The sequence below is a fragment of the Paenibacillus liaoningensis genome (assembly GCF_059609455.1).
On the sequence record NZ_JCAALU010000005.1, the window covers coordinates 244,147 to 256,592 of the forward strand.

Annotated in this window: 6 protein-coding genes and 1 pseudogene; all 7 read left to right on the forward strand. The window is 50.3% G+C overall.

Annotated elements, in window-relative coordinates; genetic code table 11:
- Positions 1-149 precede the first annotated feature (149 nt).
- The 7 genes and pseudogenes from AC6B99_RS08915 to pnpS all read left to right on the forward strand — a co-directional run bounded on the left by AC6B99_RS08915 (position 150) and on the right by pnpS (position 12,441).
- Entirely contained in the window at positions 150-1,517 is a 1,368-nt protein-coding gene (locus AC6B99_RS08915) for an ABC transporter substrate-binding protein (RefSeq protein WP_056030245.1), read from the forward strand.
- A 250-nt stretch (positions 1,518-1,767) separates the two neighbouring features.
- Positions 1,768-2,697 (forward strand): carbohydrate ABC transporter permease, encoded by a 930-nt coding sequence (locus tag AC6B99_RS08920; protein ID WP_496663214.1) that lies wholly within the window; start codon positions 1,768-1,770, stop codon positions 2,695-2,697.
- 4 nt (positions 2,698-2,701) lie between these two features.
- Positions 2,702-3,553 (forward strand): carbohydrate ABC transporter permease, encoded by an 852-nt coding sequence (locus tag AC6B99_RS08925; RefSeq protein ID WP_056030239.1) that lies wholly within the window; start codon positions 2,702-2,704, stop codon positions 3,551-3,553.
- A gap of 27 nt (positions 3,554-3,580) precedes the next feature.
- On the forward strand, positions 3,581-5,584 hold the full coding sequence (locus AC6B99_RS08930; RefSeq protein ID WP_496663215.1) for a glycoside hydrolase family 127 protein: 2,004 nt from the start codon (positions 3,581-3,583) through the stop codon (positions 5,582-5,584).
- A gap of 220 nt (positions 5,585-5,804) precedes the next feature.
- Complete coding sequence (locus tag AC6B99_RS08935) at positions 5,805-5,936, forward strand: hypothetical protein (RefSeq protein WP_268795402.1); 132 nt, start codon at positions 5,805-5,807, stop codon at positions 5,934-5,936.
- A gap of 183 nt (positions 5,937-6,119) precedes the next feature.
- Positions 6,120-9,704: pseudogene (locus AC6B99_RS08940) on the forward strand (DUF5695 domain-containing protein); the annotation flags it as partial.
- 961 nt (positions 9,705-10,665) lie between these two features.
- On the forward strand, positions 10,666-12,441 hold the full coding sequence (gene pnpS, locus AC6B99_RS08945; protein WP_155972778.1) for a two-component system histidine kinase PnpS: 1,776 nt from the start codon (positions 10,666-10,668) through the stop codon (positions 12,439-12,441).
- The last annotated feature ends 5 nt before the right edge of the window (positions 12,442-12,446 follow it).

A 12,446-nucleotide genomic window follows, 5' to 3' on the forward strand; every position in this document is an offset into this window, starting at 1 on the left:
GCAATACGGAAGTATATGGTGAAAAACGGTACCATCCGTTACTTTTCAATATAAATCTAAACGTTTAACCTTTAACTGTAAGCGCTTACTAATGTGCAGCTATAATCCGCAAGGATTAAGCATAAAAAACGTTCACGGGGGATGATGGAATGCAAAAAGGGAGATTGGGTATAACCGCAAGCATTTTAGCAGTCACAATGCTGATGGCGGCTTGCAGCAGCGGAAATGGGAATGGAGGGGCCGCACCAGCGAACAGCGGAACGACTGAGCCGTCAGCAGCAGCTTCCGCAGAGACGGTGGCGCCTGCAGCAGACCCGGTCAAGCTGACGCTGTGGACGTTCGTCCAGCAGCATGCAGACTTCTACACGTTTATGGCGGATGAGTGGAACAAAAACAATCCAGAACAGCAAATCGCGCTGGACGCTCAAACGATCCCTTATGATGACATGCATACACGTCTGCTGCTTGCTCTGCAATCGAATGAAGGGGCACCGGATTTGGTCGATATCGAGCAAAGCAAATTCCCGAATTTTATGAAGGGAGAGGTTCAGCTTGCGGAGCTCAATGATATCGTTGATCCAGAAATTCCGAATATCGTTAAATCCCGCGTCGATATTTACAGCAAGGACGGCAAGTATTATGGCGTAGATATGCACGTTGGCGCAACGGTCATGTATTACAACAAGGAGCTGATGGATAAGGCAGGCGTCAACCCGGATGATATTAAGCTGTGGTCCGATGTTGAGAAATACGGGAAAACGGTAGTGGAAAAAACAGGCGTGCCGTTCATCACATTTGAAGGCGCGGGCAACTGGTCATGGTGGCCGGCCATCAATCAGCTGAAATCCGATCAGGTGGGCCCGAACGGTGAAATTACCGTTGATGATCCGCGCAATATCGAAGCGATGACTTTCTTTAAAAAGCTGGTAGATGAAAAAATCGCTGCTGTCTCACCAGGTGTTGGTCATGATACGCCAGAGTACAAAGCCTTTATGAATGGCGGCGGAGCAGCATCGGTATTTATGCCATTTTGGTTTATGAACCGTTTCACGGATGAAATGCCTGATTTGAAAGGGAAAATGATCATTCGTCCAATGCCGGCATGGGAAGAAGGCGGCAATCGTTCAGCAGGCATGGGTGGAACCGGCTTGTCGATTACTGTTCAGACGAAAAATCTGGAGCTGTCCAAAAAATTCCTTGCTTATGCGAAGCTGTCCAAAGACGGCAACATTCAAGTATGGAAGCAGCTTGGCATGGACCCAATCCGTACCGAAGTATGGAGCGATCCAGCAATGGCGGAGCCAAATAAATTTACCGACTACTTCGGCACAGATATTTTCAAAACATTGACTGAAATCAAGGATGAAATTTATCCGGTTAACATTCGCGAGACGTCGCCAGTTGTGTTCGACGCTGTACGTAATGAAATCGTTCCTAAAATCTTTCAATTCAATGAAGATCCAGCAACCGTAATTGCAGAAGTCGCAGCCAAGCTTCGCAAGGATACAGGGAAATAATCAATTAATCAATTAACCACAGAGCTAAAGAGCAATTCGAGAGGGACACAGGTTTAAGCAAGACGCCTGCGCTCGCATGGCTGCCAGTGCTCTAGCCGAAAGGCTGCAACTTAAGCCCGGCTTGCTCAGGCAGCCAGCGCAAGCGCTGCGACTATACAGAAAACGTTAACTATAAGAGACTGCGACGAAATAAAGTACCGCTAATTTCCTCGCAGCTCCTAAGTATGCGCAAGTCGGAGGTGAAATCAGCATGAATGCCAACACGGGCAGGCTCGCCCTTAAGAAGCAAAAAACAGCGCCCAGGCGCATGAATTCGCAGAAGCTTGCTCCCTATTTGTTTATTTTGCCGTTTATCGTCTCGTTTCTGCTGTTTTTCTCATACCCGCTCATTCATGCGGTCATTATGAGCTTTCAGCAGGTGCTGCCAGGCGATGTGAAATTTATTGGCTTAGCCAACTACCGCAAATTGTGGAACAGCGACTTTTATCAGGCTTTATGGAACAATTCGCGTTATGTGTTTTGGACGCTGCTTGTGCTCATTCCGCTGCCGCTCACGCTTGCGGCACTGCTGAACTCCAGCATTATGCGGGCGAAAAACTTTTTCAGAGCCAGCTTGTTTATACCGGCTTTGACCTCCATTGTGGTCGCGGGCATTATTTTCAGGCTTATTTTTAGCGAGCTGGATGGGGCCATTATGAATTCCTTCATTTCGCTGTTTGGCCTTCCCAGTCAAAAATGGCTGCTTAGCCCCTCGCTTAGCATGTTCGCGCTAGTCGTGCTCGCCACCTGGCGTTGGGCAGGCATTAATATGCTGTACTTTCTGTCGGCGCTGCAGGGCATTCCGCGTGAGCTGTATGAATCGGCGGACATGGACGGTGCGGGCACGCTGAGCAAGTTTTTCAAAATTACCATTCCGCTCCTAAAGCCGATCACCATTTATGTTTTCACGATTACCATTTATGGCGGTTATGCCATGTTTACCGAAAGCTTTATGCTGTGGGGGAGCCGGGGGTCACCGCAAAATATTGGCCTGACGATGGTCGGCTACATTTATCAACAAGGCTTTCAGTACTTTGATCTAGGCTTTGGTTCAACGATTGGGATTACGCTGCTGGGCATCACCTTGGTCGTTAGCGTCATCCAGCTGAATTTGCTCGGATTTTTCAAAAAGGAGGATTAGGGAGATGGCTGAAAAAACGGGGAATAAAGGGTTCTCCCTCCTGCTGGTTCTGTTGTTCGGGGCGTTTGCAGTGCTCGCGCTGTTCCCGCTGTTTGCACTGCTGCTAGCTTCGTTTAAACCAGCGTCAGAGCTGTTTCGTTACGGACTGAATGTGAGGCTGGACTTTGATGTGATGACGCTGGCCAACTACAAAATGATTTTTTCGGGAAAAGGGGGCTCGCAAAATTATTTCGACTGGTATCGCAACAGCCTTGTCATTACGCTCTTGTTTACCTTCCTGTGCCTGCTGCTTTCCTCGATGGTTGGTTATGGACTAGCGATGTACCGCTTCAAAGGAAGGGCGCTCGTATTTACGCTCGTGCTTGCCGTCATGATGATTCCGGTGGAAATTATTATTCTTCCGCTGTATAAGCTGTCGATTGACCTGCTGATCATCAACTCGATTTGGGGCGTTATATTGCCATTTGTCGTAGCGCCGCTGCCGATTTTCTTTTTTCGCCAATTTGCGATTGGGCTGCCGAAGGACTTTATGGATGCGGGCCGCATAGATGGGTGTACGGAATTCGGCATTTTCTTCCGGATTATGGTTCCGCTGATGCTGCCTGCTTTTGGCGCGATGACGATTTTGCAAGCCTTGTTCAGCTGGAACAACTTTTTGTGGCCGGTCATCGTACTGCGCTCAACTGAGAAATTCACCTTGCCGATTGGCTTATCTGGCTTGCTGTCGCCTACGAGCAACAATTATGAGGTGCTGCTTGCAGGCTCGATTATGACGATTATTCCGATTTTGGTGCTGTTCTTGTTTTTTCAACGCTTTTTCATAGCAGGACTTACAGTAGGCGGCGTTAAAGGCTGACCATAGATAGAAGAGGAGAGGAAGAGAATGAATAACCAAATGAATGAGCAGCTGCAGGAAGGAATCAAGCTATCGGATCGCTCAAAACCGCTAACCTTGGACAAGGTGAGAATTAGCGACCCGTTCTGGTCCGATTATATTCGGCTTGTGCGCGAGGTGGTTGTGCCTTATCAATGGGAGGCGCTGAACGACCGGGTGCCGGAAGCTGAGCCAAGCCATGCGATTCAAAATTTCAAAATCGCCGCTGGCGAAGCAGAAGGTGCTTTCCACGGCATGGTATTTCAAGACAGCGATGTGGCGAAATGGCTGGAAGCCGTCAGCTATTTGCTGGAAACAGAGCCCGATCCCGCGCTGCAGCAAGTAGCAGACAGCGTCGTGGAGTTGATTGCGAAAGCCCAGCAGCCTGACGGCTATGTAAATACGTATTTTACGGTGAAGGAGCCTGAAAACCGGTGGACGAATTTGGCGGAATGCCATGAGCTTTATTGCGCGGGCCACTTAATAGAAGCAGCAGTCGCCTATAACAAGGCAACGGGCAATGAGACAATTTTGCAGGTAGCTTGCCGTTTTGCGGATTATATTGATCGTGTATTTGGACGGGAACCCGGCAAGCTGAACGGCTATGACGGTCATCAGGAAATTGAACTGGCACTTGTGAAGCTTTACCATGCGACGGGAAAAGACCATTATTTGGCGCTAAGCCGTTATTTTATAGAGCAAAGGGGCGCTAAGCCGTCCTTCTATGAGCAAGAGTGGGAGAAGCGCGGGCGCAAGGTTCATTTTCCACAACTGGACATCGCCCATGACCTGCCCTACAGCCAGGCTCATCTTCCGGTACAGGAGCAGGAGCAAGCGGTTGGCCATGCGGTGCGTGTCGTCTATATGTGCACGGCGATGGCCGATTTGGCCGCTGAAACGGGAGATGAAGCCTTGCTGCAAGCGTGCAAAAAGCTATGGGACAACATAGTAGCAAAGCGCATGTACATTACAGGCGGCATTGGCTCAATGGCGGAGGGAGAAGCTTTTACATCCGATTATGATCTGCCGAACGATACGGCTTATGCCGAAACATGTGCCTCGATCGGCCTGATTTTCTTCGCCCACCGCATGCTGCAAATCGAGCCGGACAGCCGCTACGCGGATGTGATGGAGCGGGCGCTTTACAATACGGTCGTCAGCGGGATGGCGCGGGATGGCAAAACCTTTTTCTACGTCAATCCGCTGGAGGTGAATCCTTCACAGCTGGCCGGGAATAAAAATACGCATCATGTATGCGGGCAAAGGCAGGGCTGGTTCGGCTGCGCCTGCTGTCCGCCGAATATCGCGCGATTGCTGGCTTCGCTTGGGCAATATGTGTACACCGTACAGAAATCAGCCATTTATGTGCACTTGTATGTAGGGGGCGCGGCAACGCTTGAAGTAGCGGATACGGAAGTGCAGCTTGAACAGAAGTCGGCCTATACTTGGGACGGTGAAGTCAGCTTTACGATCAGCACCGCGCGTCCGATTGCGTTTGCGCTCAAGCTGCGTGTTCCGGATTGGTGCGGTGCAGCATCATGGGTCGTTAATGGTGGCGAGCCGCAGCAAATTAACAGCAGTGACATCGACAATGGCTACGCGAAAATCGATCGTGTATGGCAAAGCGGCGATACGGTAGAGCTCGTATTTACGATGCCGATTCACCGGATGAAAAGCCATCCGCTAGTGCGCGAGAATGCCGGCAAAGTGGCTTTGCAGCGCGGCCCCTTCGTTTATTGCTTGGAGGAAACGGACAATGGCGAGCAGCTTTACCAATTGGCGCTGCCTGCGGGAAGCGAGCTTAGTACCGCTTTTGAGCCTGCTTTGCTAGGAGGCATGCAGACGATTTCGGGGCTTGGACAGCGGCAGGTTTCGGACGGCTGGCAAGGACAGCTGTACCGTCATAATGCCGATTGGCAGCAGGAAGCTGCCGAGCTGAAGTTTATTCCGTATTTTGCTTGGGCAAATCGCGGTGCAGGGGAAATGGCCGTTTGGGTGAGAGAAACGATATAGAAGTAAATGGAAGTATAGTTGATAGAAGTATAGTTGATAGAAGTATAGTTGATAGAGACCTAGTTGATCCATCCTATAGCGTTCACAGCATGAAATGGTTTGCCGGATGAGGGAGTAATGGTTACTCCCCCATCTTCCCTATTGCCAGCAGCAGGCTAACGGAGTCGCAGCTCTGAGTAATAGGGTCTTTTTTGATGGAAAAAAGCGCTGAGAGGAGGTGGTGTGGGGATTACAAAGCGGCAAGGCGGCACAGCGGCATACCGGCGTACCATACCGGAAGTGCAAGACGCTGCCCCAAGGTGAAACGGCTGTCGCCGTCCTGTGGCGGCGCGGTTCAGTCCGAGAAATATAGAGAAAGTATGGCGAAATCATATACTTTCCTATATTTCAAGAAAATGATGGCTTTTTACATCCTGGGGAGGACAGATGCATTATAAAAATAGGTTCAGGGAGGCTAAACCGCATGACCATGCAATGGCTACCTCGTTCAAGGCAAATGCTTAAGCTGGCAACATCTGTTTTTGTAACCGCTTTAATGGTAATATTGATTCCTCACATCGCTTCCGCTTACACGCTTTCCGACAGCAATTTCAACATTTCCACCGGCACTAACGGAGAAATCAATTCGCTTCGCCTGACGGGAGACACCTTCAACACGCAATATGTGATGAACCCGACAGTAACGCCGAATCAGAACACGGCCGATCACCAGTGGCTGGGCGAGCTCATGTTCAAGTACCGCTTCGGTACTGGAGCTTGGCAGACGGCACTGACACAAAGCTCCACCGATGGCAGAACGCAGAGCCAGACGGGCAACAACGTAACGATTACTTATCAGAACTCGACGAATGCAAATGGCGTCAAAAACTTTAAGCTGGTTAATACGTATTCGCTCGTAAACGATTATTTTTTATGGAAAATCGAACTGACGAATACGAGTACGCAAACGATTGAATTTGGCGACGTTGGTTTGCCATTGCCGTTCAATGAATTTTGGACGGGCGGCAGCAACGAGCAAATTTATGAAACGCGCGTGCTTACCCACTCCTTTGTCGGCAACAACAGCTCCTATATTACAGCAGCACGGCCAAGCGGCATCGGCCCTTATTTGCTGATGGTTCCTGATGCAAGCACAGGAGCAGGCTTTGAATACCAGGACCGCTGGAGAGTCGAGGAGCATCCGGGAAGCAAATGGGCGATGGATCAAGGCGGCTGGATTGAAGGCCTTAACGTTTTCTACATCCACTCCAATGTGATCAAAAGCACGAATCGCGGCTATTTGCCGAATACGAGCCTGACGCTCGCACCAGGCGCAAGCAAAACGTATGCCTTTAAATTTTTCAAAGTAGCCAACGAAAATGATGTGAAGGACCGTCTTTACAACGAGGGCCATATCGATGTAACGGTCGTTCCGGGCATGATCGTGCCAACGAACCAAACGGCTAAATTTGATCTGCATACTACGAAAACGATCAATTCGATTACAGCGCAATACCCGTCCGATACGACGATTACGTCACTCGGCACAACGGGCACGAATCATAAGCTGTATTCGATTACGATGAACAAGCTGGGACAGAATCTGATAACGGTCAACTATGGAAGCGGGGAAAAGACGGTTCTGCAGTTTTATGCGATTGAACCCGTTGATGCAGCGCTCCAGCGGCATTCCACCTTCATGGTGAACAGCACGCAGTGGAACGTTCCGGGCGATATTCGCGACAAGGTGTTTGACGACTGGATGATGGATACAAACTCCAAACGCAATATTTTCAACGGCTATTGGGGCTGGGGCGATGATTGGGGTTACACCCATGCACAGTTCCTAGCGGAGAAAAATGTTCAAACCCCCGTTGCCTCCGAGGTTACGGCGCTTGACGATTATTTGACGGTCGCTATTTGGGGCAGGCTGATGGCGCAGCATCAGACGGATTATTTGATCCACGACTTCCTGATGCCGGAGCCAAATGACACGCCAACCTACCGCGGCTACGCTTATCCGCATATTTACAACACGTATTTCAGCATGTACAAAATCGCTAAGCTGTATCCGAATTTGATTACGTATGATAACCCGAAAAACACCTATCTGCTGCGGGCTTATAACATTTTCAACGCCCTGTACGGATCAGGTGTCGCATACAACTGGAACACGGGCCTAATGGGCGAAATGACGACGCCGGACATTATTAAGGCGCTTCAGGACGAGGGCTACACGGCGGAAGCGAATAATTTGATCGCTAAAATGGCGACCAAATACAATAATTTCGCGAACACGACGTATCCTTACGGCTCAGAGTACAACTACGACAATACGGGCGAAGAAGCGGTTTACACGCTTGCCAAAATGAACAACAACAATACGATGAAAAGCAAAATCAATATGAAAACGCGGGCAGCACGCGGTCATATGCCGGTCTGGTATTATTATGCCGATCCGGTGACGATTACCGGCGAGAACTGGTGGAATTTCCAGTACACGGTATCGCTCGCAGGCTATGCGATGGACGATTGGGTTCGCAACAACTCGACCAACGCAGAAGTTGAGCAGCGCTTGTCCTATGCAGCTAAAATCGCAAACGTCGGCGCGATCAATTCCGGTCAGATCAGCGCAGACGCAGCAGATCTTGGTGCTGTAGCCTGGACGTATCAAGCGGAAAAAGGCAACTATGCAGCACTAGGAGTAGGCGGCGGCGCTTTGCAGAACGGCTGGCGCGGCATGGCGGGAGAAGCAGATCTGGGCTTGTTCGGCGCCATTAAAATTTTGAGCTCCGACGTAGCTGTTGATCCTATTTTCGGCGTCTACTGTTATGGCTGCGATGCAACCGACAATAGCACCAGCTATACGGTTGTGCCGAAGGACGGCGTATTCCAGCGCCTCAACCTCATTACTGAGAAATTTGGCATGGAGCTGGAGCGCGACAAAATTGCAACAGCAACGATTACGAAGGCCAAAAACAATGTAAAATTCAATTTGAAAAGCTCGACTTCTGGAACGGCGCATACAACGAAAGTAACTTTCAAAGGTTTGGCTGCTGGCTATTATAATATTTTGGTTAACAATGCTGTAGCTGGCGGAGTAAATGTTTCAAGCAGCGGAGCAGCTGTAATTACCCTCAACATTGGTACGGCTGCAACGTATGACATTGAGCTTGCGCAAGGAACAGCGCCAACGAATACGGCACCGATTGTAAGTGCGGGCACAGCAGGCACGTTCACGCTGCCATCGCCAGTTGCTCTGGCTGGAACAGCAACGGATGATGGTTTGCCTTCTGGCACTTTGACGAGCGTCTGGACGCTTGTTAGCGGTCCAGGAACGGCTGTATTCGCAAACGCAGCAGCTGTAAATACGACGGCGACGGTGTCGACGGCGGGAACTTATGTATTCAGGCTTACGGCAAGTGACGGCAGCTTGACCGCGAATGCAACGGTTACGCATACGGTTAACCCTGCGGCTCCTTTGCCAGAGGTCATTGTGAACTACTTGTTTAATCAGACAAGCGGAACGACAGCGACAGATTCCTCAGGCAATGGGAAAAATGCAACGTTATCCGGCACGACGGCATGGGTAGCGGGGCATTCCGGCAATGCGCTCGACCTTAACGGCACGAGCGGCTATGCGTCCTTGCCGACGGGCATCGTCAGCGCTGTAAATGATTTTACGATTTCGACATGGGTCAAATTAGATACCATTAGCGACTGGTCGCGCATTTTCGATTTTGGCACAGGAACGAATGCCAATATGTTCTTGACGCCGCGTGCTGGCGGCAGCGGGCTGCGCTTTGCCATTACGTCAAGCGGCAATGGCGCGGAACAGCAGCTTAATGCAACAGCATTGCCAACGGGCGTCTGGAAGCATGTTGCAGTGACGCTTTCGGGCACGACGGGCAGAATGTACGTCGATGGGGTGCAGGTTGCAATTAATACATCGATGACCTTAAAGCCATCAAGCCTTGGCAATACGAATTTGAATTACCTCGGCAAATCTCAATATGGCGATCCGTATTTGGATGGAGCTTTGGATGATTTCAAAATTTACAGCCGTGCGTTAAGCGCTACGGAAATCGGTTCCATATTCAGCGGTTCCTCGCTGGCTGCGGATATTTCAGAGCAAGGCACACTGACGACTTCGCAGGATGAAGCGCAAGGTGTGGACGCAGGAACGGAGTCCAGCGGTGAACAGACAGAGAGCCAGCCTGGTACTGATACTGGTACTGGTACTGGTGCGGTGACACCAGCAGCGGCAGTTGGGCTGCATCTGCTTCGGCTTGTCGCACTAAGTGCGGAGGCTCCTTCAGCAACCGAGGCACCGAGTGTTCCTGCTCTTGGTTCAGAGGCTGTTGAAGCGCCTGTTCAATGGGCGCAATACGAGTTTGCCCAAGACTACACGATTAGCAGCATTCGTGTTCATTGGTACGATGGTGAAGGTACGATTAAGCTGCCGGAGCAATATTCCGTTCAATATTGGGACGGCGAGCAATGGCTTGACGTAGCGGAAGCATCGGGTCTTGGCTTGAAGGCGAATGAAGACAATGAAACGAGCTTTACGCCGGTGAAGACGAATAAAATTCGCGTTCTTATTCCTGGCGATGAGTCGGTGCTAACTGGTCTCCAGTCTTGGAAGGTATTTGGATATTAAAAGTATGAAATGGCGTTTAGAAGCGAATTTACAATAATAATATATTTGCTTTAGAATAGCCATTGCCCACGTTGAAAAGCGGGGCATAATCCCTATAGGGCTTGCAGTAGGCGAGCTTATCTGTCAAGATAAGCTCCTCGCCGCAGCCCTATAGGGATTTTTTTATGAAAAATGCGGGTGCCATTTTTCTATATCTGTATGATAAGATGTTCAGGATGGAAAAGGTTTTTTTAGAAAACAGGTGGACGGTGCGAGCGGAGTGAAGGGTTGGTCTGGAGAAACGGAGTGTTCGCTTTTGGTGTGGATTTTCTTCCGATGAAGTATTTATTGTTCAGGAAAATCAACACCAATGGCGATCGGAAGACCAACCTTTCGCGCAGCGAAGTACCTTTTCCACCATTAATCTAATAAACGAGTGCAATGAACACGAGGAGTGGTTGGCGTGAACAGCTTTCGAAATCGGCTGACGATTATTATGATTTTAATGATTGCTTTATCCGTTACGGCGGCCGGACTTATTATGGCAAATACGTTTAAGCAAAATCATATTAGTGCGTTGGAAGACAATATGGTACGGGAAATGCACATCATTTTGGCGAAAATGGAATGGAAGCAGGGCACGCTGAGCGAGGTGGAGCCTTATTTTACCGAGGAAGCAAAAAGTCTTAAAGGCTTCACCGGCGCCCGAGTCACATTTATTTCCGGTGATGGCGTCGTGCTGGGCGACTCGGATCATGAAGTGTCCACGATGGACAATCACAACAGCCGCTCGGAGGTTGCCGAAGCGCGCGAGGACGGCGTTGGCCGAACGATCAGGAAAAGCGATACGCTGCATCAGAATCTGCTTTATGTGGCGATATTGACGGATAGCAGCAATCCGAACTCCAATGTTATCCGATTGGCCATGAGCCTAAGTGAAGTCGAGCAAAGCATCCGCAACGTATGGACGGTTATTGGCGGCGGGCTGCTGCTGCTGTTTTTGGCTGCTGCCTTTGTCAGCTACCGCATTGCGCTCAGCCTGACGCGGCCGCTTGAGCAAATTACAAGCGTCGCGAAGCGGATTAAAAATATGGATTATCAGGCGCGCGTGGTAGTAGCCAAGCAGGATGAGATTGGCGAGCTTGGCAATGCGATTAACGCCATGGCGGACAGCCTGCAGGTGCAAATGACGCAAATCCGCCAAAATGAAAGCCAGCTGGAAAGCGTGCTGGACAATATGATCAACGGCGTCGTCATGATCGACCGTACCGGACGTTTCGTCCTGATGAACAGACATGCAGAGGAATTGCTCGGCTTCTCGGCACGCGAGCTCGTAGGGCGCCATTACGCCGAAGGCAAGCAGCAATTTGAGCTAGCCCAAATGATTCAGGAGGGGCTGGAGACGCACGAGCATATCCGCGAGGAGGTTACGTTCTATTTTCCCGAGGAGCGGCTGCTGGAGCTGAATCTGGTGCCGATTGAGCAAGAGGGGGAAGAATATGAGGGCATGCTGCTCGTGCTGCAGGATGTGACCGCCATTCGCCGCCTGGAGCGGATGCGCAGCGAGTTCGTAGCGAATGTATCGCATGAGCTGAAAACGCCAATTACGGCGATTAAAGGCTTCGCAGAGACGCTGATCGCAGGAGCTGTCGATGATGCGGAAACGTCACGTTCGTTTCTGCAAATTATTTTTGATGAGAGCGATCGGTTGAACCGGTTGATCGGAGATATACTGGAGCTGTCGAAAATCGAGTCGCGGCGGGTTCCGCTTTATTTTTCACCGGTCAATATGGATGCATTTATGGATAAAACGCTCAAGCTGCTGGAGGCGGAGGCATCGCGCAAGGTGATTGAGCTGAAAATGGACCTGGAAGCAGGCCTATATATGGAAGCGGATGAAGACCGGCTGCGGCAAATAGTGATGAATTTGCTTTCGAACGGCATCAACTATACGCCAGAGGGCGGGCGGGTGACCGTGAAAATGGAAGGCATAAACGAGGACCATATCCGCATACGTATCAGCGACACGGGAATCGGCATTCCGAAGAAGGATTTGCCGCGCATCTTTGAGCGCTTCTACCGGGTAGACAAGGCGCGTTCGCGCAGTTCAGGCGGCACGGGGCTTGGCTTGTCGATCGTTAAGCATTTGATCGAGCTGCACAAAGGAACGATTTCCGTAACGAGCGAAGTGGGCCGTGGAACGACATTTATTATTGAGCTGCCCGTGCTTCAGCAGTAGCGGTT

What these genes read in the sequence shown, in the direction of transcription:
- AC6B99_RS08915 (WP_056030245.1), top strand. Translation starts at nt 150, where the DNA reads ATGCAAAAAGGGAGATTGGGTATAACCGCAAGCATTTTAGCAGTCACA.
- AC6B99_RS08920 (WP_496663214.1), top strand. Translation starts at nt 1,768, where the DNA reads ATGAATGCCAACACGGGCAGGCTCGCCCTTAAGAAGCAAAAAACAGCG.
- AC6B99_RS08925 (WP_056030239.1), top strand. Translation starts at nt 2,702, where the DNA reads ATGGCTGAAAAAACGGGGAATAAAGGGTTCTCCCTCCTGCTGGTTCTG.
- AC6B99_RS08930 (WP_496663215.1), top strand. Translation starts at nt 3,581, where the DNA reads ATGAATAACCAAATGAATGAGCAGCTGCAGGAAGGAATCAAGCTATCG.